Source organism: Pseudomonas laurentiana (genome assembly GCF_014648275.1).
GTDB classification, from domain to species: Bacteria; Pseudomonadota; Gammaproteobacteria; order Pseudomonadales; family Pseudomonadaceae; genus Aquipseudomonas; species Aquipseudomonas laurentiana.
In genome coordinates, this window is sequence record NZ_BMQU01000021.1 from 17,323 (window position 1) to 39,260 (window position 21,938).

A 21,938-nucleotide genomic window follows, 5' to 3' on the forward strand; every position below is an offset into this window, starting at 1 on the left:
GGCTACCCATTACCTTCCGGTGTGGCGCGCCGTGCTTGATACTGCTCAATCGCCGCATTGACATTGAAAAACATGCGTTCGGGTCCCAGTTTTTGGTCGAGCCCGGCACGTCGAACCATATCCAGTACGCCGGGGTTCAGGCCCGTCAGCCACAGGCTGGTGCCAGCTTCGCTCAGGTTTTTCTCGCCTTCAATCAGTGCCTGCAGGGCCGAGTATTCGATATCAGGCACTGCACTCATGTCCCACACAATGACACGTGGCTGATGCTGCACTTCCAGTGCAGTCATTTGTTCTTTTACGTAGTCCGTGTTGAAGAAAAACAGGCGTCCCTCTGGCCGCACGATCAGCAGCCCTTCGAATGTCTCGTCATCAGCGTGCTCTTCCGAGAGGGGGCGCAGTATGTCGGTGCCGCGCTTGCGGCCAAGGATATACAGGTGTGGACGTGCGGTTTGGTAGGCCAGGCCGACCAAGGAAACGACAATGGCGACGGTAATCCCTTGTAGCGTGCCAAACAGCAGTACGCCGACCGTGGCTACCAGTGCCCAATGGAATTCCATGGGCCGTACTTTGCGAATCGCCAGGAATTCTTGCGGCTGGATCAGCCCGATTGAGTAGTAGATGACGATAGCGGCGAGGGTCGCATGAGGGAGGAACCCGAGCAGCCCGGAGAGCAGCAGCATTGTGGCCAATGCCACGGCGGCAGTGACAATGGAGACGTTTTGAGACTGTCCGCCGGTGGCACGGACAACAGCCGTTTGCGAGGTACCACCACCGGAGGGCATTGCACCGAGCAGGGCGCCACCGAGGTTGCCGAGCCCGGTGGCGACCAGCTCACGGTTGGCATTGATGGGGGGATCGCCGGGTCGGACAAACGCACGACCTGCGGCAATCGTTTCGGTAAAGCTCATCAGTGCGATCCCGAGCGCGCCAGGCACCATCTGCTCGACCAAGGTCAGGTCGGGCAGGGTGAGGGAGGGTAAGCCTTGTGGAATCACACCGACCGTCGAGGCGCCAAGTGCCTGCAGGCCGAAGTACCATGAGGCTGCGATGCTACCGCCAACCACTACCAGCGGCGCAGGCGAATGTGCCCATAGGCGTTCCATTACGATGAGTATCAGGAGTGTCGCTGCTGCTACCGCGAGGGTGATCAGGGAGCTCTCCGGCAGGTGACGAACGATGTTGAGGATATCGATAAAAAAACCGTGTTTGGTGATGTGAATGCCCAATAGTTTGGGGACCTGGTCCAGCACGATCACCAGGCCGACACCTGCTTTGAAGCCGCTCAGTACCGGGGAGGAGATAAAGTTCGCGAGAAATCCCAAGCGCATCAATCGCGCCAGGAGCAGCATTGCGCCAACCAGGGCGGTTAGCGTTGCGGTTGCGGTGATCAGTTTGCCCGGGTCGCCGTCAGGTACGGCCAAGCCGATCTGCGTACCGGCCAGGATCGCCAGTGTGGCGGAGGAGCTGACACTGAGGACACGCGATGTGCCCAGAAACGCGTAGATCAGCATTGGCACGAAGGCGGTATAGAGGCCGACGGCAACAGGCAGGCCCGCAACCGTCGCGTAGGCCATTGCTTTGGGGAGTACGACGGCAGCCGCAGTGAGGCCCGATACCAGGTCAAGTCGAAGTGACGCGGTGTTGCCGTGAGCTGCTTTCGAAGCCTTGATGTGTGGTTTCACACTGCCTCTCCCGGTTGGTTCAGCTGCTTGGAACGCCGAAGGACGCCATGTCCAGTCACATGTCAGCGGTCCTTCGCGTTCGGCAGTGGAACTGAGGCCTGACGCAAGCCAAGTCAAGCCGATGGCCAAGGCAGGCGCCTTGTCTGAACCAATGATAGATGGGAAAAAGCTAATGATCTTGCTGTGTGGGCTGGGGAGCCAGGGTAAAAATAGCCAAGCGTCCCGCGGGTGAAGATGAAACCGAGACGACTTGGTTGCCCCTGGCAAGTCGCCTCTGGTCTCGAATCGGCCATGGCACCCTAAAGGCGCAACAAGCCACTGCAAATGACGTAATGCCTGGTCTTATGTCTTGGAGCAGGCTTGCGCCGCATCAAGCAACCTGCCTCTGTCATACCATGCATCTCGCTGGTAGGCAGAGTAGGTGTTGTGGCCGTTAGCGCTGGAAAGTTCGACTAGCCCTTCTGTTGTGGTGGGGTCTGTGCTGCCGAAAAACAGATCGGTTTTGCCATTATTTTCTACAGTAAATGTTGGAACGCCATTCTTGACCTCATTTCTTATGCAATCCATGTAGGCGTTATTGTCCTTGAAAGTAATGCCATCAACCGTATCGTGACCCACTCTTATATCAGGGTTGTGCGCGCATCCAGAGACGATGAATAGAGCGCATGCCAACAAGAATTTACTGCTTTTGATGGGCCTTGGAAGCTTGCCAGGTATCATGTTTTTCATGACTGTGACTCCAAGCTCAAACCGCGGGGCACCTCAAAGTATAGTCAGCCCCTCGGCCGACGGCCCCCGCATCAGCTATCGTGAGTGAACAGGCGCCAAACAGGATGGCGTACGTATTGGCACGGGTCGGATGCCTGTTAGATCACGTTCTCTCAGGAGCACTCGTATGTCTGTCTCCATGTACCAAGCCTCTGTCCCTGTATTCGTTCGCGGGCTGCATAACCTGGCGGCTATTTTGCACAAGGCCGCCGCCCACGCTCATGCGAAGGACATCATGCCGGAGTTCTTCCTCAACGCCCGGCTTGCTCCTGACATGTTTGCGCTGGTGCGTCAGATGCAGATAGTGTCCGACACTGCCAAGGGCTGTGCTGCTCGCCTGGCAGGGGTAGAGGTGCCGAGTTTTGCCGACACTGAAAGCAGTTTCCCTGAGTTGCAGGCACGTATTGCCAGAACCGTGACCTTCCTGCAAAGCATTACAGCGCAACAACTGGACGGCAGTGAGGCGCGTCCGATCACCCTCAACGTACATGACAGGGAAATCCACTTCACCGGCCAGGATTATCTGCTTGGGTTTGCCATCCCCAATTTCTATTTTCACCTGACGACTGCCTACGGCATCCTGCGCCACAATGGGGTGGAACTTGGCAAGGCGGACTACCTGGGCAACCCCTGATGATCGTGCCTGGCGAGGCGCCTGCGCCCCGGGGTAACGGCATGAATCAGCCGCGCACCGAAAAGACCGCGTTCGTGCTGGCCGGCGGCGGCAGCCTGGGTGCGGTCCAGGTTGGTATGCTCAAGGCGCTGAACCATGCGCGCATTACCCCGGACTTCATTGTCGGTGTCTCGGTCGGCGCGATTAATGCGGCGTATTACGCAGCGGCTCCCGATGAAGCCGGAATTGCACGGTTGGAGCGAATCTGGCTTGAGCTGCGCCGCAGGGATATCTTCCCTTTTACCACCTTGAGTACATTGCTTTGTCTGTTCGGCAGGCGCGACTTTCTGGCGTTGCCCGGCCAATTGCGCGCACTTGTTACGCTGAAGCTCCCGTATCGGAATCTGGAAGACGCAGTGCTGCCGTGCCATGTGATTGCCACCGATGCACTCGACGGCAAGGAGGTCATACTGTCCTCTGGCGAAGCTGTATCGGCGCTGCTGGCCAGCGCCGCTATCCCAGCGGTGTTTCCGACAGTGCTTATCGAGGGCCGCCCGTTGATGGATGGTGGCATCGCCAGTTATACGCCAATTTCCGCAGCGGTTGCCTTGGGGGCTACACGAGTGGTAATCCTGCCGACCGGCACGCCCTGCGCGCTGCATGAGCCGCCACGTGGCGCCCTCGCCATTGCCCTACATGCCATCAACCTATTGGCGATGCGCCAGTTGCTGGCCGACGTCGACCGTTTCTCTGGCCGCTGCGAACTGATCGTGGTGCCGCCATTGTGCCCGCTGGCCATCAATACCTACGACTTCTCACACACCGCCGAGCTTATCTACCGGGCAGAGAAAGCGGCCAGCCATTGGCTGCAGGACGGCTTGCAAGGGCTGCAGGGCAAGGATCCCCATACGCTCCTGGAGCCTCATAGCCATCGCAAGGGGTAATGGCGGGTACTCCCCAGGGCTTCGTGGTTGTGCACCAACCCTGTGTTTAGCGTTACAAAACGCTGTGGTCAGGCCAGTTCACGTTCGGCAATGTTTCAAATTCCGGTCTTGCAAACAGATAGCCTTGATAAAGGTTGATGCCCAGTGCCAGCAGTTGTTGAAGCTCGGCAGTGGTCTCTACCCCTTCTGCGATCACGTTAATATTCAACGCCTGGCATACGCCCAGGATGCCTTTGACAATCGCTTGCCTTACAGGGTCTGTGCAGATGCGCCGTACAAGGCTCATGTCGAGTTTTATGATATCCGGCTGAAACTCCGCCAACAGGTTTAGCCCGGAGTAACCCGCGCCAAAATCATCGATCGCGGTCTTGAAGCCTTGCAACTTGTATTCTCGAATAATGCTTTTCAGGTGTTCCTTGTCCACCAATTCCTCATTTTCGGTGATTTCGAAAATCAACCGCTCCGTGGGAAAGCCAAAGCGTCGTGCTGCATTAAGCGTGGCGCGAATGCAGGTTTCCGCTTTGTATACGGCGTTAGGCAAGAAATTGATGCTGACAAAACAGGGCATCTGTAACTTGGCGGCCAGCTCAACCGCTTTTACTCGACAGGCCTGGTCAAAGGCATAACGGTTTTCTTCGTTGACGTTGCCAAGAATAGTGGCTGCACCGCTGCCATCGAGACCGCGCACCAAGGCTTCATAAGCGAACACACTGTGGTTGCGGATATCGATGATAGGTTGGAAGGCCATGCTGAAATCGAAATCCAGTTTCTTGCCATCTTTACAGGCTTGGCAAGGGACCTTCGCAGGTGTTTCTTCAATCATTTAGGACCTGGCCTTTAGTGCTCATGGGCTTTTAGCGGGCTCCTTAGATTTTTAACCCGCCAATGTACAGTATTCATAACCACGCTAGGCACAGGATCCTTCTTCTACCTATCGGTCGCAGACAATGAGGGGGCATTACCGTATGGTTGGGCGATTGCTGGTTCCATCCCGGCGCTGATGTTCGCATGGTGGGCCCCTGAAAACTGACCTACGACAAATCGTAACAGGCTTTTGGGTCAGTGCGGATTACTGTAGTTCATTGGCAAAGCGTCCAACAGCGCCAACAACCTGCTTGGCACCATCCTGAATTTCCACAATCACAGCACCGGCCTGGTTGGCCAATGCGAGCCCTTGCTCTGCCTGTTCCCGACTGCTGAACATTTCTTGAACCGCTTCGCTGGCGAGCGCCTGGTTCTGTTGCACGACACTCACGATTTCTTCAGTTGCCGCACTGGTGCGGCCAGCAAGCTGACGGACCTCATCAGCAACCACGGCGAAGCCGCGACCCTGCTCACCTGCTCGTGCGGCCTCAATGGCTGCGTTGAGCGCCAGCAAGTTGGTCTGTGATGCAATGCCGCCAATGGTCTGCACGATGGAACTGATTAACAGCGACTGCTTGTCGAGTGCTTCAATGCGATGGGTGGCCGATTGCATCTGCTCGGCGATCTTTTGCATGGTTTGTACGGTCTCTTGGACGACTGCAGCACCCCGTTTTGCGCTGACGTCCGTTTGCAGTGAAACGTCATAGGCGACCGCTGCTGCGTCTCTCACCTCGGTTTCCCGTGCGACCTGATCGGTGACGACACTGGCGAACTTCACCACCCTGCACAGATGACCTTCCGTATCGTAGACAGGGTTGTATGTCGCTTCCAGCCAGACCGCACGGCCGCGGCTGTCGATCCGTTTAAAGCGGTCAGCTACGTATTCTCCATTGTTGAGTGTCTTCCAGAACGCCAAGTATTGAGGTGATGCAGCTTCCTCGGCACTACAGAACATACGGTGATGTTTGCCTTTGATCTGTTCGAGTGAGTAGCCCATGGCCTTGAGGAACTGCTGGTTAGCAGTGACAACGGTGCCATCCAGTTTGAACTGGATCACCGCAGTGGAGCGGATAAGCGCATCAATGAAGGACTCGTTTTCTTTGGTCTGTTCAATCGTCCGGCTGACTTCACTGCCGTAGCCCTGAATGTGGGAGAGCTCGCCGTTTTCGCCGCGAATGGGAAACCAATGCAATTTCAACCAGGCAAGGCTGCCATCTGCACGTAGATAGCGGTAGTCGTCGCTGATAGGTTCGAACTTTTCCACGGCAGACCTGAACGCGTGAAAGCAGGGCAGTTTGCTGACGTAAGGCGGCACAATTTCGGACAGTGGGCGGCCTTTTAGATGCTCGTCTCTATACCCCAGCGTTTGCGCGAAATGTGGGTTGAAATCGCAGATACGAGTTTGCGCATCGAGCCGTATCGATAGCATGCCGCGATTCATCTGCTCAACTAGCTGGCGCAGCGCGTAGAGCTCTGCACTCTGGTCTTGGAGCGTTTTTTTCAGGCGGCTGTTGAACATAAATGACTCCATGGGTGTTTGTAGGCAGGTAACAGCCCTGATCTGTCATCAATAACGCTATGTAAAATCTATACAAGAAGTTAAAATTGTACAGGTTTTTAGAGGCTGAGGCGGTGTGCAGTGCGTCACGAGCACTTAGCCGGGGCCGACCAAACGTGTGATCTTGAGGCAGGAAGCATGCTGAATGGGTGGATGCACCTGGTAGACGCAAAAAACGCGCGTAATCGCGTTTCATCGGGCGCTGCGTTATGAATGGGACTCGACGGCTGTGCCTGGTCCTGGGCGACCAACTGTCCTTTGATCTACCCTCACTGCAAGGGCTGGATAGCGAGCGCGATACGGTGTTGCTGGCCGAGGTGATGGAGGAGGCCCGCCATGTGCCTCATCATCCGCAAAAAATCGTGCTGGTTTTCAGCGCCATGCGCCATTTTGCCGAGGCGCTGCGCCAGCGTGGTATCCGTGTGCAGTATGTCACCCTGGATGATCCGGATAATACAGGCTCGCTGCCAGGCGAGTTGCAGCGCTGGCAGGCAATATTGCAGCCGGAAGAGCTGCACCTGACCGAGTGTGGCGACTGGCGTCTGGAGCATTCGCTCAGGTGTTGCGGCCTGCCTGTTCACTGGCATGTTGATACCCGTTTTCTTTGCACCCGTGCCGAATTTTCGGCGTGGGCCAAAGGCAAAAAGCAGCTGCGCATGGAGTTTTTCTATCGCGAGATGCGCCGCAAGAGCGGGCTGCTTATCAACGGTGATGGCAGCCCGGTCGGAGGGGCCTGGAACTTTGATGCAGACAACCGCAAGGCGCTGCCCAAGCACCAACGGGCGCCTTTGCCAGCACGCTTTACCGTGGATGCAACGACCCGTGAGGTGATTGCGCTGGTGGCCGAGCACTTCACTGACCACTACGGTTCGCTGGAGGCTTTCGATTATCCGGTGACGCATGCCGATGCGCAGGTATTGTGGGACTACTTTCTGGATTTCGGGCTGGCAGCCTTTGGTGATTATCAAGATGCCATGGCCAGTGACGAGCCGTTCCTGTTTCATGCCCGTATCAGCGCTGCGCTGAACATCGGCCTGCTGGACCTGCGCCAGGTGTGCTCGGATGTAGAGGCTGCCTACTGGTCGGGCAGGATCCCGTTGAATGCCGCCGAAGGGTTTATCCGTCAACTGATTGGTTGGCGTGAGTATGTGCGTGGTATCTACTGGCTGCAGATGCCGGCGTATGCCAGCCGTGATTTTTTCGGTAATAGCAGGCCGCTTCCGGCATTTTACTGGACGGGCGATACGCGAATGAACTGCATGCGCCAGGTCATCGGCCAGACCCTGGAGCATGCCTATGCCCACCATATTCAGCGGCTGATGGTGACCGGTAACTTCGCCCTGTTGGCGGGCATTGTGCCGAGCCAGGTGTGCGACTGGTATTTGTCCATCTATATGGACGCCTTCGACTGGGTCGAGCTACCCAATACCTTGGGCATGGTCATGCATGCCGATGGGGGCTATCTGGGCTCGAAACCCTACTGTGCCAGCGGACAGTACATCAAGCGCATGTCGGACTACTGCAGTGGCTGTGCGTACAACGTCAGTGAGAGTACAACGGACAATGCCTGCCCCTTCAACGCGCTTTATTGGCACTTTCTGATGCGTCACCGTGAGCTGCTGCAGCGCAATCAACGCCTTGCCATGGTGTACAAGAACCTTGCACGTATGCCCGAGGATAAGCAGCAGGCGCTTTGGCAGCGTGGCGAGGCGCTACTGACCATGCTGGATGCCGGTAAGGCGTTGTGAAAAAGTCTGATCTTCCGGCCAAAACCTGCGTGGTCTGCGGGCTACCGTTTGTTTGGCGAAAAAAGTGGGCGCGCTGCTGGGACGACGTGCGCTACTGCTCAGAGCGTTGTCGGCGGCATAGGCGCAGCTCGGTAGAGCGGTAGGGGTGGTGCAGGTGACGTCAACGCAACGCCGTCTCTTGCACCGGTCCTGGCATCAACTGTGCCGCCCGATCAGTTGCAGGAACTCGTGGCGCGTAGTGCATGACTCGCGAAAGGCTCCCAGCATCACGGACGAAGTCATGACCGAATTTTGCTTCTCCACGCCGCGCATCATCATGCACATATGCTTGGCCTCGATGACCACGGCCACGCCTGCGGCATCGGTGACGCGCTGGATGGCGTCGGCAATTTGCCTTGTGAGGTTTTCCTGTATCTGTAGGCGACGGGCGAACATATCGACCACACGGGCAACCTTCGACAGCCCTAGTACTCGCCCGGTAGGGATGTAGGCCACATGTGCCTTGCCGATGAAGGGCAGCATATGGTGCTCGCACAATGAGTACAGTTCGATGTCGCGTACGACGACCATCTCATCGTTGTCCGACTCGAACAGGGCACCATTAACCACTTCCTCCAGGCTCATGGTGTAGCCATTGCACAGGTATTGCATTGCTTTGGCGGCGCGCTTGGGGGTGTCCAGCAACCCTTCACGCTCAGGATTCTCGCCGACGCCGGCGAGAATTTCACGGTAATGCTCGGCTAATGACGGGTTCATTGTGACTCCTTGCAGCCATGTGTTGTTTGAAGGGTATGCGGGTTGCCAGGCGCTGGTGCCGACTCCGGCACCGGCACCGTACAGTGGTTGTCACGACAGCGACGGCTGCCATCGGGATGCGGCAGCCATGCCAAATGGGGACGCAAGCGGCAGAACAGGCGATAGCCGATGGCAAGCAATGGCCGGAGGGGGCGCCATGTCAGTGGGGCGGCCCAGATACCCAGACCTGCCGCTCTCCAGCTCCACAAGGTGGCGTCCAGGCCCGTAACCCAATGGCCGTTGGCAAAGCGCGCATGCAGTACTGATTGCATGCGCTCAAGGGTGAAACCTAATGCATGGGCATCGAAATCGTCGCTACTGATGTCAACCAGTAGCAGTCGGGCGTCTGTGGCGCGTCGGCGCAGGAGCTTGATTTCCCGAGCGCAGAGCGGGCAGTCACCGTCGAAGTAAAGCGTCAGGGGCCATTGCTCTATCTTGTACATGACTAAGTGTCTTGTATAGGTTTTGTATAAGATAGGTCGAAAAAAGCCGAGTTACAATGGCTTTGTTTTTTACTGCCCCTGTCAGTCGCCATTGCCCGTAATGAAAAATGCCCGAAGCAGTCCTTCGGGCATTTGACGCGGCAATTGATCAGGCTGGTTTGAAGCAGTAGACGGCCAGTTTGTTGCCGTCCAGATCACGTACATACGCGGCGTAGGCGTTTGGTGCCCAACTGCGTGGGCCTGGGGCGCCTTCGTCTTGACCGCCAGATGCCAGGGCCGCCGCATGGAAGGCGTCGATCGCTGCGCGACTAGGTGCTTCAAAGCTGATGGTGACACCATTGCCGACGGTGGCAGGCTTGCCGTTGGCCGGTTTCAGAACGAAAAAGGCCGGGGCGTTTTCGCCCCAGATCGAGCCGTTTTCGCCCAGGTCTGCGATGCGCTTGAGGCCAAGTGTACCGAGCGCCTTGTCATAGAAGCCACGGGCTTTGTTCAGGTCGTTGGTGCCAACAGTGACGTGTGTGAAGATGCTCATCGTTGAGTTCTCTTGGGTGTGTACGATAGGGCCAGGGGAGCGTCTCCCCAAGGAGTTGTCACCAAGCCCGTCGGCTCAGTGACCGAAGCCAATCATGCCCGGGTGAGGGTGCCGATGCACCCGAAAGCGTAGTTCACACTGTCCTCTGCCACCTACACAGTGGCAGCAGTCGGTGTTACTGGCGCAAATCCACGGTCAATGCGCTGGTTGGGCGCGTGCAGCAGAGCAGGATGTTGCCATTGATCGGTGCATCCAGCGGCTCTTCGAAGTACTCGACCGTGCCCTCCCTGAGGCTGACCTGGCAGCTGTTGCACACGCCGGCCCGGCAGTTGAACGAGGGCGTCAGGCCGGCCTGCTCGGCGAGCTCAAGTAGCGAGTGACAGTCCTGCTGCCAGTCTATGCGGGTACCGGACGGCAGGAAGTGTACGGTCAATGCATCGTCTGTCGTTGCGGGGGGGCTGCTGATCGACGGCGTCGCGAGTGCAGGAGGACGAGAGGCAGGGCGCTCCTGGTCGTCCTCAAGAACCGTTGCCGGGCCGAAAAGTTCATAGTGAATACGCTGGCGGTCGATTCCCAGATCGCGCAGCAGGCGCCAGTTCGCCTGCATGAACGGCTGTGGGCCACACAGGTAGACCTCGTAGTCGTCCAATGGCAGCAGTGCCTGCAGGGTGTCCCGGTTGATCAAGCCCTGGCTGTGATAGGCCTGTCCGGCCTGATCGTCGGCACTCGGGCTGCGGTAGCAGACGTGCACGTTGATCCCGGGGCGTCGTGTGGCCAACTGGCGTACTTCGTCACGAAATGCGTGTACGGCACCGTTCTCGCAGGCATGGATAAAGTGCACCGTACGGGTCGAATGGCGGCTGAGCTGGTGGAGCATGCTCAGCATGGGCGTCAGGCCCACGCCACCGCTTAGCAGTACCACGGGCCGTTCGCTTTGCTCGTCAAGGACGAACTCGCCGGCGGGCCCCGCGACGTCGAGCAGATCGCCGACCTGCACGTGGTCATGCAGGTAGTTGGAGCCTTGCCCCGGCGGCAGTTGTGGCTGGTCTGCGGGGGCAGGTTCACGCTTGACTGAAATGCGCAGGTGCGAAAGGTCGTTGCAGTCGCCTGAGAGGCTGTAGTTGCGCAGCAGGTGCGTGCCGTTTTTCAGGGGCAGGCGAATCACCAGGAACTGTCCCGGCACGAAGGGCGGGCACGCGCCGTGATCTGCCGCCAGCACGAACGAGGTAATGACTGCACTTTCCTGTTTCTTTTCGATCACCCGCAAGGCCCTGAAGCCTTTGGTGCTGAGTGCCGTCTTCGGTTGGGTGCTCATCTCACGCCTCCGTCTTGTCGTGCTCGGTCTGCGGCTGGATGCGGGCAATCAGATCGCCACGTTGTTCGTTGGCAATCAACTGCTCCAGGTTGCGGCGAAAGCGCAGCGGGCCAGCGTCGGAGGCCAGGTCGATGCTGGGGCTGCGCTTGTTGGCCATGCCCTGATGGACGGCGCTGAGCACGACACGGTCTTCAGCGAAGGCATGGCGTACGTCTTCATCGAACTGGCGGGAGACCTCCTGGTTCTCAGGGTCGAAATTGCGCACCTGGAACCAGTAGTAACGGGTGTTCTCCTCGTCGATGGGGGTCATGAAGTTGTAGGAGTTCATCAGGAACACCTGCTCGTGCAGTTCGCCCTCATCGCCACCCGTGCCAGCCGGAGTGAAGATGGCCTTGATAATGGCTTGAGCAGGGTATTGCACCTCGTAGTGTTGCTTACGGTCGCAATTGCCGCTGAACGTGACGAACTTGGCGTAGAAGGGCGCTACCTCCACATCACGCATCCAGCGCGAAACGATCACGCCAGTGTCGGTTACCCGGGTTTGCAGGGGCTCTTGGGCGCAGGCTGCGTTGCCAAAGGAAGACGGGTGCACCCAGGCAACATGAGAGGGGTCGAGCAGGTTGTCGGTCACGTACAGGTAGTGACACGGCACAACCATGCTGTCGCCACGGTTGAGTCCCCATGCCGGATTACCCCATTCCGGGACTTCGCAGATCTTCGATTCGTCGGCCAGTTCAGCATCGCCCATCCAGATCCAGATTAGGCCGTAGCGTACGGCGAGTGGGTAGCTGCGAACCTTGGCGCCCTGCGGGATGTGCTTGCTGCCGGGGGCACGGATGCAGCTGCCAGAGCAGTCGAAGGTCAGGCCATGGTAACCACACTCGATCGCATCGCCCTGGCGACGCCCCATGGACAACGGCAACTTGCGGTGCGGGCAGGCATCTTCAAGGGCCACCGGGGTGCCGTCGGTCTTGCGGTAAAGCAGCACGGGCTCACTGAGCAGGGTGACGGGGTACAGTGCTTCACCCAACTCGGCTTCACTGGCGGCTACATACCACGCGTTGCGCAAAAACATGGGGTCTCTCCTTATTGTTCTGGTGTTCACCCTGTGCAGCAGGGCGAGGCGTACGGCGAAGCCAGAATACGAGGCACGAATAAGGTCAGAATAGATGCTTAAAACTGTTTATTGATTTAGAAAAACTAAATCGTTTTTGGCGGGCAAACCAAAGCGACGCTACGTTGAGCGTCGCTTTGCACGAGGGTGTCATGGGGCGTAGTTAATGACCGGTATCGGGGCGCAAGTGGGGTAATGCACTCAGGGCCCGCTCCCAGATATGCCGGGTGCGCAGCCAGACGACGTCCTGCCAGTCAGGGTCTGCCGGGTAGAACTGCTCGACCAGTTCCCGTTTGATGTGTGCAGCGATCTTGTCGTCCAGGTCGCCATGCAGGTGCAGCCACTGGTCGTTGCGCAACACGGTGTGAACCTGCTCGCCCGGGTAGGTGCCGCATTCAATGACGAATGGCATCAGGTGCACGTGGGGCAGGGCGTTGAGGATCGCTTGTGAGGTGTAGCCGGTAGCCGTTGCTGCTACGCCGGTGTCACTGTGGCTACCGGCCCCGGTCATCAACGTGTACAGCCACGGGCCATAGATGGCCTGGGCATCGCGCAGTGCCGGGTAGGCAGACTGGGCAATGGTCATCAGCATCGGGTGCCCGTAGTCCCCGGCTCCGGTGTGCAGGTCAAAGCACATGGCTACGTCGCTGTGAGCCAGATGGGTGTGCAAGATCGTATGCAGGGTGGTGTTCGACCAGGCCGGTGACTGGCCGCCATAGAAAAGGCCATCGGGATGACGGTACTGGCCGGCCTCGACAATCGACATCACGGCTGACCAACCCTCGGCGCGAATTCGCTGGTTGAGCAGCGCGTCGGCTTGCTCCCGTTGCGGTCCGTGCAAGTGAGCGCAGGTGTAGACGGGGTGCAACGCTTCATAGGGTTGGTTGTCTGGCAGTGCTTGAGAGAAGTCCAGGTGGTTACGATTAAGGTCGATGTTGTCTTCGTTGACCCGGCGCATCCAGGCGGTGCCCCAGGGATTGATCAAGTGGATCATCAATACCGCGACATCAGCAGGCAGTGGCGTGTTGCCGAGGGTTTGCAGCCATTTGATCTGGCAGTCGGAGCCATAGAACCCTTCCACGCCATGAGTGCCGCTGAGCGCAACCAGCACCCGTTTGGCCTGGGGATCACCGAGCAGGGCAACGTCGGTGCTCAGCGGCTCGCCAAAGGGGCCGCGCAAGGGGTGTCGGTACTCGCTCAGGCGTGCGCCGGCAGCGTTGGCCGCCGCCAGAAACTGTTCACGTTGGTGGGCAAAGCTGGGAAGTGTGGGGAAACCTGCGTGCATGGTGGCCTCGCATCGATAAGCCGGCACCGGGCGTTCAGACGCAGCCCGGTGGCCAGCAGGGGAGTGTGCCGACTTACTTCAAGCGCCCGGAAAGGAACTGCGTCAGGCGTTCGCTTTTCGGATGGTTCAAGACTTCGCCAGGCGGGCCTTCTTCTTCAACACGGCCTTGGTGCAGGAACATGACGTGATTGGAGACGTTGCGGGCAAAGCCCATCTCATGGGTAACCACGACCATGGTACGGCCTTCCTCGGCCAGCGCTTGCATCACTTTCAGCACTTCGCCTACCAGTTCCGGGTCCAGGGCTGATGTCGGCTCGTCGAACAGCATCACCTCCGGCTCCATTGCCAGTGCCCGGGCGATGGCCACACGTTGTTGCTGCCCTCCAGAGAGGTGTGAGGGGTATTTGCTCGCCACACTCGCATCCAGCCCGACCTTGTTCAGGTACTGGCGTGCCCGTTGCTCGGCGTCCTTGCGTTTCACGCCGAGGACGTGGACCGGCGCTTCGATGATGTTCTCCAGTACCGTCATGTGTTGCCACAGGTTGAAATGCTGGAACACCATCGACAGTTTGGTGCGGATCTTTTGCAACTGGCGAGGATCGGCAATCTGCATGGCCCCGTTGATATCCAGCTTGGTGCGGATCTCTTCGTTGTTTACGGCAATACGCCCGCTGCACGGTTGCTCAAGGAAGTTGATGCAGCGCAGAAAGGTGCTTTTGCCTGATCCGCTCGAGCCAATGATGCTGATGACATCGCCGGCTTTGGCGCTGAGCGATACCCCTTTGAGGACTTCATGGGCGCCGTATTTTTTATGCAGTTCATCTACGTTCAGCTTGTACATGTTCGATGCTCTCTTATTACGGCGGGTCAATGAGTCTGTGGCTTCAAGAAGGCTAGCCAGCGCATTTCGCAGCGTCGGAACAGCCACACCAGGGCAAACACCATCAGGGCATACAGCACGGCAGCGATGCCGAACGCCTCGAACGAGGAGTAGGTTTCCGAGTTCACGTCGCGGGCAATCTTGAGCAGGTCGGGCACGGTGGCGGTGAATGCCAGTGTGGTGGAGTGCAGCATCAGGATCACTTCATTGCTGTAGTACGGCAGTGCGCGTCGCAGGGCCGAAGGCAGGATGATGCGGCGGTACAGGGTGAACGGCGACATGCCATAGGCCCGTCCGGCTTCGATCTCCCCATACGGTGTCGCCCGGATGGCGCCGGCGAAAATTTCCGTGGTGTAGGCGCAGGTATTGAGGGCAAAGGCCAGCAAGGTGCAATTGATCCCCTCGCGGAAGAAAGCATCCAGTACAGGTTGTTCGCGGACCATTTGCAGGCTGTAGATACCCGAGTAAAGAATCAGCAACTGGATATACAGCGGTGTTCCTCGAAACACATAGGTGTAGAACCAGACCGGCCCGCGTATGAGTGGGTTTCTCGACACCCGCGCCACTGACAGGGGCACCGCAAGCAGGCCGCCGATGGCGATGGCAACCACCAGCAACCACAGGGTCATGGCGACGCCAGAGAGTTGATAGCCATCGAACCAGAGGTAGGCCTTCCAGTAGTCCTTCATGATCTCGGTCATAGTGCTGCTCCCTTGACGCCGACGTTGTAGCGGCGTTCCAGCCACAGCAGCAGGCCGTTCGAGACGGTGGTAATGGCAAGATAGATCAGTGCACCGATGATGCTGAAGAAGAACAGTTGCATTGAGTTTTTACCGGCATCCTGCGTCACTTTGACGATATCGATCAGGCCGATGATCGACACCAGCGCGGTGGCCTTGATCAGCACCTGCCAGTTGTTGCCGATGCCCGGCAGTGCAAACCGCATCATTTGTGGAAACAACACCCGGATAAAGATCTGCCGACGGCTCATGCCATAGGCAACGGCGGCCTCCAGTTGACCGGCAGGTACGGATTGGAACGCACCGCGAAAGGTCTCGGTGAAGTAGGCGCCATAGATGAAGCCCAGGGTGATGACGCCAGCGAGGAAGGGGTTGATGTCGACCTGCTCGACCTGCATCCATTCAGTGAAGTTGTTCAGCCAGATTTGCAGGCTGTAGAACAACAGCAACATGATCACCAGGTCAGGGACACTGCGGATCAAAGTGGTGTAGCCGGTTGCCAGGTTACGTAACAGCCGCTGTTTGGACAGCTTTGCCGAGGCACCGGCCAGGCCGATCGTCACGGCGACCAGCATCGAGAGCAACGCCAGTTGGATGGTCGCAAGGGTACCGTCGAGAATGAGCGAACCATAGCCCTGTAAAAGCATGTTCTGTCTCTCCGTAGGCAATGGGAGGCCGTGGGCCGTCCATTGCGAGGCTTGAGTGTTCGGGGAGGGGCTGTGTTGGCTACAGCGCGCTCAAGCGCTGAACATCAGGTGATCGAGCGCGCTGCAGTCGTCTTCAGTTGTAGATGTCGAAGGTGAAATACTTCTTCTGGATGTCGTCGTAGGTGCCGTTCTTGTGCATTTCCGCCAGTGCACCGTTGATCGCCTCAATCAACTCATGGTCGTCCTTGCGCAGGCCAATCGCGATCCCTTCGCCCAGCAGTTCGTCGTGCTTGACGGCATCGCCGGCGAACGCAAAGCCGGTGTTCCTCGGTGTTTGCAGAAAGCCGATGTCGGCCACCGCCGCATCGGTCAGGCTGGCATCGATCCGCCCGCTGACCAGGTCTGGGTAGAGCACGTCCTGGTTCTGGTACGAAACCATGATCACGCCGTGCGGTGCCCACATGGCCTTGACGAAGGCTTCCTGGGTGGTGCCTTGTGCAACCCCGACACGTTTGCCCTTGAGCGATTCGACTGTCGGCAGCAAGCCGCTGTCTTTCTTCGCGATCAGGCGATTGGGCGAGTTGTAGAGGCGGTCGGAGAACGCGACATTCTGTTTGCGTTTCTCGTTGACCGTCATGGCCGACAGCACGCCGTCGAACTTCTTCGCCCGGAGTGCAGGGATGATGCTGTCGAATGCCGTTTCGACCCAGACACACTTGGCCTTGAGTTGAGCGCAAATGGCATTGCCCAGGTCGATGTCGAAGCCAACCAGCTCGCCGTCAGCGTTTTTCGATTCAAAGGGCGCAAACGTCGGGTCTACGCCAAAGCGAATAACGCTCAGGTCCTTGGCGAGGACGCCGGTGGAAGCCAGTGCAAGGACAGTGGCAAGGACAAATCTTCTCATTGTTGTTTTCCTTTGTCTGTTACAGGGGATGCGGAGGATGCGGGACTAGGGCACAGGCACATCATGATATGAATGTACTTGTATATACATGATAAGCAATATGCAGGCCAAACTGTGCCAGCGCAGGTGCGCGGCTCTGCTCCAAGGGTCTTGAGGGGGGGAGGGTAATTCGAGGGCTGGGTAGGTGCGTGGTTTCGTTACGCATTGTTACGTCAGGGTTTTTTGTGTTCCCGCCGGTACACGCTGAGTCCCGCGGGGCATCCCATCGGTTCCGTGAATAATGCGTGACACGCTGGGTAGTACGCATAGACATGGTGCTCTCCTTGTTTGTGCTTTTTTGACAGGGGACGGGGAGGCAGTGCCAAGACCAGCATACGAGCGTATGAAATTGCGAAAAGATGCTAAAAGCTGTTGCTTTGTATAGCTGAGCTAAAGTATCAAGCGGCCAGTGCCCTCCAGGAGAGACTGATGAACAGCTTGCCTTCTTTGCGTGCCTTGCAGGTGTTTGAAGCGGTCGGGCGCTATGGGGGCATTATCGAGGCCGCCCGGCGTCTGGGCATTTCTGCCGGCGCAGTCAGTCAGCAAATGAAACTGCTGGAAGATAGCCTGGGTTTGAGCCTGACGTTCAAGGTGGGCAAACGCATTCGGCTGACTGCAGCGGGGCAGCGTTACCATGAGAGCTGTGCAGCGGCGTTCGAAAGCCTGCGTATTGCCCAGGTAGAGGTCGAACGCTCGAAAAATGCCAGCAACCTGCGTATCAGCGCCTTGCCGTCGCTGCTTTCCGAATGGCTGGCACCGCTCATTTACGCATGGCAGAGCGATCATCCAGGGCTCAATCTGTTTCTTGACGGCAGCCATGCCGAGCCTTCGCCCGATGGCTACGAAGTCGACTTCCGGCTTACCTACGGCGATCTTGAATCGACCGAAAATGCCATTGAGTTGTTTCGGGATTGTGTGGTTCCGGTGTGCAGCCCGGGCCTGCTTCGAGATGACCAGCCACTGCAGACGCCTGCCGACTTGTTGGCCTACCCGTTGTTGTCGATTGACTGGTTACCGAAGTTCGCTTCGCCGCCGTCATGGCGCGACTGGTTTACGGCTCAAGCGGTCGATTGCTCGCCGTTGCGTGATGGCTACCGTGTCTATTCATTGTCATCGATGGCGATTCAGGCCGCGTTGTCGGCGCAGGGCGTGGTACTGGCGCAATGTTCGATGATTGCCGGTGCGTTGGCGGACGGGCGCTTGATCATGCCCTTTGCACACGCGTTGCCGATGCCCTCATCGTATTTGCTGGTGGGTGCCAAGGGCGCGTTTGACAATGCCCACTGCCGTGACTTCCATCGTTGGCTGGTAGCGCGAGGACGGGAGCAGATGCTCATTAATCAGCAGTTGCTGGCCGGTTCCGTTCCATAAGCTGAGGGGGCGTTGCTTCGGCGTTTCTATGCCTTGAAACACGTATCAAGCCAATGATCCAGCTCACTGGCGGTGTAGTGCGTCCACTCGGTGATTTGCTCCAATCGCATCGCGACACGGAGTCTGCTCTCATCGGTCAGGGCGTAGCCGCGAGTTCGCAGGAACTGGTCGACATAGTCCTCGATGTTGAGTATTTCATTATCAGCATCCAGCACCCCCTGCATTTTTTCGAAGTGCTGCCGCATTGCGCCACTGTCCCAACTCAATCCGCTCACCCTGCTCAGTATGGAGGTATTTGGTCATCTCTCCCTTACAGTGTAGGCGAGTGTCAAAATTATGGCAAAAAAATAGAGTTATTGCTCATTATGATGGGTTGTTGACGCTGATCAGTTTTGTGAACACCTGTGGTCGATATCTTGTACGTTTATGCCCGGATATTTGCGATCAAGCACCGCTCGCCAGCCGGCTTGTAAGGGCTATGAGATGCAGGGTTGAGTGTGAGGGTATCGCTTGGGGTGTTGCGAGGGACGCGGTGGTTGTATCCGACCGGATGGGAGCCTGGCCTGGACAAAACCACCGCGTTACGCCAGCCGTTACAGAATCGAGATCGGGTAGTCGATGATCAGGCGCATCTCGTTGTTGTCGCGCTCGGCCTGGTCGGCGTTGGCATAGTGGAACGACTGGCGCAGACGGAACGACAGGTCTTTGACCGGCCCGCTCTGGATGGTGTACTTGGCTTCTACGTCGGTTTCATGGTGCTTGCCGTTGTCACCGTAGCCATAGGTGCGGTAAGGGCTGTCTGCCGCCATGTGCGAGCCGTCGATGTTGTCGCCGCTGATGTAACGGGCCATGAAGCCCAGGCCGGGTACGCCAAGGGAGTCCATTTTCAGGTCGTAACGTACTTGCCAAGAGCGCTCGCCAGGGCCGTTGAAGTCCGAATACTGGACCGAGTTGGCGAGGAAGATCGAGTCGCCACCGGCACCACCGCCGTTATCACCAAACCCGACATAGTCAAACGGGGTATCGCCATCGACTTTCTGAAAGGCCAGGGTGACGGTATGGGCGGTCAGGAACGTGTAGGCCGCCGAGGCCGACCAGGTGGTGTTGTTGATCGAGCCGGCCTTGGCACTGCCTTCATCCAGTGTGCGGTAGAGGCTGAAGTCCAGCGCGAGGGACTGGCTGTTGGAGATCGGCAGCTGATAGTTCACGTCACCATAGTACTGGCGCCATATGTCCTTGAACTGCGAGGCGTACAGCATCAGGCCGAGGTTGTCGTTGAGTGCATAGCGTCCGCCGATGTAGTCGACGTCGCTGGTCTCGACGTTGGCATAGGTTGCCCAGAGTCCGCCGCTGGAGCTGGTAGTGGCATTGGAGGTACCGGCATAGAAATGCCCGGCCTCCAGGTCAAGGTCCTTGACCTCGCTGCTCATCAGCGAGAAGCCGGTGGCGGTCTGTGGCAACAGTCGGGTACCGCCGGCCGCGAACACGGGGGCGGTAGGTTGCATCTGGCCAAACTTGAGCTCGGTCTTGGACACGCGCATCTTGAGTGCGCCACCGGCGCGGCCGAATTCGTCTTCAGGACTACCGTTGCGGTTCACCGGCAGGTTGCCGGTTCCGGTCTGGCCTGAACTGCCATCAAGCTTGATCCCCCAGTAGCCGAAGGCATCGACACCAAAACCGACGGTGCCCTGGGTGTAACCGGAGTTGAAGTTGGCCATGAACCCCTGGGTCCAGTCGCGGCGCGTGTCACCGCCGTTCTTGCCATCACGATCGAAGTACATGTTGCGGAGCAGCAACTTGAGGCTGCTGTCTTCGACAATGCCCTTGGCATCGGCCTGGTCGCTAACGAAGGGTGCTGCGTTGGCCAGTGGTACCAGTCCACTGGACACGGCCAACAGCAGTACGCCATTTTTCAGGTGATTCATCTTACGGTCGCCCCTCTGCACAAAATGTCTGACAGACACTCGGTTTGAGATTGTTATGAATGGTCTTGTGGAAATGGCAGACAAGTACGCCGCGCTTGGCCTTGGAAGGCGCGTTGGCGTTGATACATTGTTCTTCTTTGTGTCCGTGTGCACGGATCTTCCGGCATCTTGCCGAAAATGAACGTTTTTTGAATACCGAGGTTTTGTAAAAGACTTTTCCCTATCGAGTAACAGTCCGTCATGGCGACGATACTTTTGGGGTATGGCGCCAGACCCACCTAATATTGGACTGCCACCACGTACAGCCTCTATCGTGGGATAAAGAACAATAAGAGCGCCCTATGACTCCGATACCTTTTTCCCGATGGACGCTTAACGGGTTCCGACCTGTGCTATCGGTAACGCCATCCGCCTGTTTCACACCCTGTACTGCCCACTCAAACCGTTGGACATGGAGTTGCGAGCGATGAGGCGTGGGTTTCTCGCGGGTATCCTGCAACTGGCAGGTGTGTTGATTGCAGCGGCATTACTGGTCTTAGAAGTGCATCAGGTTGCTCTTGCCGGTGTGGCACTGCTGTGTTTTGTCAGCGCCGGGCTGCTCTATCACGTTCGCCTGGTGACGGTGATAGAGGTACCGGTTGAGCCCCTGTTGGCCTATGCGCCGGAGGTTGTGCCTGAACCCACACCCGCTGCGTCGATCCCCGAGGTAATGCCTCCCGTGCGGGACGACGGCACGCTGCAGAAAACGCTGAAGCAACTTGATGACGCCATCATCCAGACCGAGGCGGACATGCAGTTCGCCGACCAGTTGGCGCGAGCTGCCGGCGCGCATGTGCGCTCAAGTGCGCAGAGCATCCAGGCGTCTTCGCATATCCTCTGCGAACTTGATACGTCCATGACCACCATTGCCCGCACCTTCAATGAACTCGGTGCCCAGTCTGTACGCATCGGCGCTCTGGTCGGCAGCATTCAAGATATTGCCCGGCAAACCAATCTGCTGGCCCTGAACGCGGCCATCGAGGCCGCACGTGCCGGTGAGCAAGGTCGCGGTTTTGCGGTGGTTGCCGATGAGGTCCGGAACCTGTCTCGTCGTGTCGCAGACTCCAGTGCCCAGATTCAAACCATTGCGGGAGAACTCCAGCAATCGGCGGGTGACGCCCGAGCCGGGATCGAGGGGCTGGGTGCTTCAACGCGTTCGGGCATGGAGCAAGCCAGCGTCGCGTTGCGCGCCATGGACGAGATACGCGGCGCCGCAGAGCAGCGAATGCAGATCGTCGAGCGGGTCATGGTTGGCCTGAGCGGCCAGCGGCAGCTGTCAGGGGCAGCCCAAGGCTTGATCGAGTAACCCGGCCTCGCCGTCATGCTGACGCCATGAGCTAGTCTGTTTCTAGGTGTTACGGCATAGCGCCGGTCCGAGGAGACAGCCATGAAGCGAGTACTGTTGAGCCTTGCCCTGTTCGCGATGGTCGGGTTCGCGAAAGCTGAAATTCCAATGGTGAATGCGACTTGCCCAGGGGGTATCGATGTGCATGCCGATGAAGGCGGGCCGATCTACATCAATGGTGAAGAGGGCAAACTGAAGACACTGAATGAAAACCAGTATGAAGCCACTGGTGGAGGAATAACCATCTCGTTGAGCATCGACCGCGACGGCACACCTTCGGTGTCGTACAGCAGCAAGGACGGTGCGAATGGGGTCTGCGAGATGACAGAGGATTGAAGTACCTGGGCTGACCTTGACGGGAAGACCAGGGCACACGAGGTGGTCGAC

The 21,938-nt window shown here is 58.0% G+C and carries 23 protein-coding genes and 1 pseudogene; 7 read left to right on the forward strand and 17 right to left on the reverse strand.

Annotated elements, in window-relative coordinates; genetic code table 11:
• Positions 1-2 precede the first annotated feature (2 nt).
• Both IE038_RS19305 and IE038_RS19310 read right to left on the reverse strand, forming a co-directional pair.
• Complete coding sequence (locus tag IE038_RS19305) at positions 3-1,682, reverse strand: SulP family inorganic anion transporter (RefSeq protein WP_189396136.1); 1,680 nt, start codon at positions 1,680-1,682, stop codon at positions 3-5.
• 342 nt (positions 1,683-2,024) lie between these two features.
• The gene (locus tag IE038_RS19310) at positions 2,025-2,411 is read right to left on the reverse strand and encodes a hypothetical protein (protein ID WP_229775695.1); all 387 of its coding nucleotides are present in this window, start codon (positions 2,409-2,411) and stop codon (positions 2,025-2,027) included.
• 166 nt (positions 2,412-2,577) lie between these two features.
• On the opposite strand from IE038_RS19310, the gene IE038_RS19315 reads away from it, so the two are divergent.
• Positions 2,578-3,084, forward strand: a complete 507-nt coding sequence (locus IE038_RS19315) for a DUF1993 domain-containing protein (RefSeq protein WP_163939804.1) — start codon at positions 2,578-2,580, stop codon at positions 3,082-3,084.
• A gap of 41 nt (positions 3,085-3,125) precedes the next feature.
• On the forward strand, positions 3,126-4,007 hold the full coding sequence (locus IE038_RS19320) for a patatin-like phospholipase family protein (RefSeq protein WP_189396137.1): 882 nt from the start codon (positions 3,126-3,128) through the stop codon (positions 4,005-4,007).
• Between the two features lie 52 nt (positions 4,008-4,059).
• On the opposite strand, the gene IE038_RS19325 is transcribed toward IE038_RS19320, so the two are convergent.
• The 3 genes and pseudogenes from IE038_RS19325 to IE038_RS25390 form a co-directional block, all read right to left on the reverse strand.
• Positions 4,060-4,830, reverse strand: a complete 771-nt coding sequence (locus tag IE038_RS19325) for an EAL domain-containing protein (RefSeq protein WP_229775696.1) — start codon at positions 4,828-4,830, stop codon at positions 4,060-4,062.
• A gap of 246 nt (positions 4,831-5,076) precedes the next feature.
• Positions 5,077-5,601, reverse strand: a complete 525-nt coding sequence (locus tag IE038_RS25385; protein ID WP_268244583.1) for a methyl-accepting chemotaxis protein — start codon at positions 5,599-5,601, stop codon at positions 5,077-5,079.
• An 18-nt stretch (positions 5,602-5,619) separates the two neighbouring features.
• Positions 5,620-6,402: pseudogene (locus IE038_RS25390) on the reverse strand (PAS domain-containing protein); the annotation flags it as partial.
• 236 nt (positions 6,403-6,638) lie between these two features.
• On the opposite strand from IE038_RS25390, the gene IE038_RS19335 reads away from it, so the two are divergent.
• Both IE038_RS19335 and IE038_RS19340 read left to right on the forward strand, forming a co-directional pair.
• On the forward strand, positions 6,639-8,177 hold the full coding sequence (locus IE038_RS19335; protein ID WP_163931390.1) for a cryptochrome/photolyase family protein: 1,539 nt from the start codon (positions 6,639-6,641) through the stop codon (positions 8,175-8,177).
• Entirely contained in the window at positions 8,174-8,320 is a 147-nt protein-coding gene (locus IE038_RS19340) for a DUF2256 domain-containing protein (RefSeq protein WP_163931387.1), read from the forward strand. The genes IE038_RS19335 and IE038_RS19340 overlap by 4 nt, the downstream gene beginning before the upstream one ends.
• A gap of 52 nt (positions 8,321-8,372) precedes the next feature.
• On the opposite strand, the gene folE is transcribed toward IE038_RS19340, so the two are convergent.
• From folE to IE038_RS19390, 10 genes are all read right to left on the reverse strand, one after another.
• The gene (folE, locus tag IE038_RS19345) at positions 8,373-8,933 is read right to left on the reverse strand and encodes a GTP cyclohydrolase I FolE (RefSeq protein WP_163931384.1); all 561 of its coding nucleotides are present in this window, start codon (positions 8,931-8,933) and stop codon (positions 8,373-8,375) included.
• Complete coding sequence (locus tag IE038_RS19350) at positions 8,930-9,415, reverse strand: thiol-disulfide oxidoreductase DCC family protein (RefSeq protein WP_189396139.1); 486 nt, start codon at positions 9,413-9,415, stop codon at positions 8,930-8,932. The genes folE and IE038_RS19350 overlap by 4 nt, the downstream gene beginning before the upstream one ends.
• A 148-nt stretch (positions 9,416-9,563) precedes the next feature.
• Positions 9,564-9,947 (reverse strand): VOC family protein, encoded by a 384-nt coding sequence (locus tag IE038_RS19355; RefSeq protein ID WP_163931381.1) that lies wholly within the window; start codon positions 9,945-9,947, stop codon positions 9,564-9,566.
• A 175-nt stretch (positions 9,948-10,122) separates the two neighbouring features.
• Complete coding sequence (locus IE038_RS19360; RefSeq protein ID WP_189396140.1) at positions 10,123-11,262, reverse strand: FAD-binding oxidoreductase; 1,140 nt, start codon at positions 11,260-11,262, stop codon at positions 10,123-10,125.
• A gap of 1 nt (position 11,263) precedes the next feature.
• The gene (locus tag IE038_RS19365) at positions 11,264-12,337 is read right to left on the reverse strand and encodes an aromatic ring-hydroxylating dioxygenase subunit alpha (RefSeq protein ID WP_189396141.1); all 1,074 of its coding nucleotides are present in this window, start codon (positions 12,335-12,337) and stop codon (positions 11,264-11,266) included.
• 202 nt (positions 12,338-12,539) lie between these two features.
• A complete protein-coding gene (locus IE038_RS19370) occupies positions 12,540-13,661 on the reverse strand; it encodes a DUF2817 domain-containing protein (protein ID WP_163931378.1) in 1,122 nt (373 codons plus the stop codon).
• A gap of 73 nt (positions 13,662-13,734) precedes the next feature.
• Complete coding sequence (locus IE038_RS19375) at positions 13,735-14,502, reverse strand: ABC transporter ATP-binding protein (RefSeq protein ID WP_163931374.1); 768 nt, start codon at positions 14,500-14,502, stop codon at positions 13,735-13,737.
• Between the two features lie 26 nt (positions 14,503-14,528).
• Complete coding sequence (locus IE038_RS19380; RefSeq protein WP_189396142.1) at positions 14,529-15,242, reverse strand: ABC transporter permease; 714 nt, start codon at positions 15,240-15,242, stop codon at positions 14,529-14,531.
• On the reverse strand, positions 15,239-15,928 hold the full coding sequence (locus IE038_RS19385) for an ABC transporter permease (RefSeq protein WP_163931371.1): 690 nt from the start codon (positions 15,926-15,928) through the stop codon (positions 15,239-15,241). Before IE038_RS19385 ends, IE038_RS19380 begins: the two co-directional genes overlap by 4 nt.
• A 133-nt stretch (positions 15,929-16,061) precedes the next feature.
• Positions 16,062-16,832, reverse strand: coding sequence for an ABC transporter substrate-binding protein (locus IE038_RS19390; protein WP_163931369.1), 771 nt, complete (start codon positions 16,830-16,832; stop codon positions 16,062-16,064).
• 468 nt (positions 16,833-17,300) lie between these two features.
• On the opposite strand from IE038_RS19390, the gene IE038_RS19395 reads away from it, so the two are divergent.
• Positions 17,301-18,242, forward strand: coding sequence for a LysR substrate-binding domain-containing protein (locus tag IE038_RS19395; protein ID WP_163931366.1), 942 nt, complete (start codon positions 17,301-17,303; stop codon positions 18,240-18,242).
• A 26-nt stretch (positions 18,243-18,268) separates the two neighbouring features.
• Here the strand turns inward: IE038_RS19395 and IE038_RS19400 are convergent, their stop codons facing one another.
• Together IE038_RS19400 and IE038_RS19405 are read right to left on the reverse strand one after the other, a co-directional pair.
• On the reverse strand, positions 18,269-18,487 hold the full coding sequence (locus IE038_RS19400) for a hypothetical protein (protein WP_189396143.1): 219 nt from the start codon (positions 18,485-18,487) through the stop codon (positions 18,269-18,271).
• A 348-nt stretch (positions 18,488-18,835) separates the two neighbouring features.
• Positions 18,836-20,167, reverse strand: a complete 1,332-nt coding sequence (locus tag IE038_RS19405) for an OprD family porin (protein WP_189396144.1) — start codon at positions 20,165-20,167, stop codon at positions 18,836-18,838.
• Between the two features lie 895 nt (positions 20,168-21,062).
• On the opposite strand from IE038_RS19405, the gene IE038_RS25395 reads away from it, so the two are divergent.
• Both IE038_RS25395 and IE038_RS19415 read left to right on the forward strand, forming a co-directional pair.
• On the forward strand, positions 21,063-21,512 hold the full coding sequence (locus IE038_RS25395; RefSeq protein ID WP_438810787.1) for a methyl-accepting chemotaxis protein: 450 nt from the start codon (positions 21,063-21,065) through the stop codon (positions 21,510-21,512).
• An 81-nt stretch (positions 21,513-21,593) separates the two neighbouring features.
• Entirely contained in the window at positions 21,594-21,887 is a 294-nt protein-coding gene (locus IE038_RS19415) for a hypothetical protein (RefSeq protein WP_163935158.1), read from the forward strand.
• The last annotated feature ends 51 nt before the right edge of the window (positions 21,888-21,938 follow it).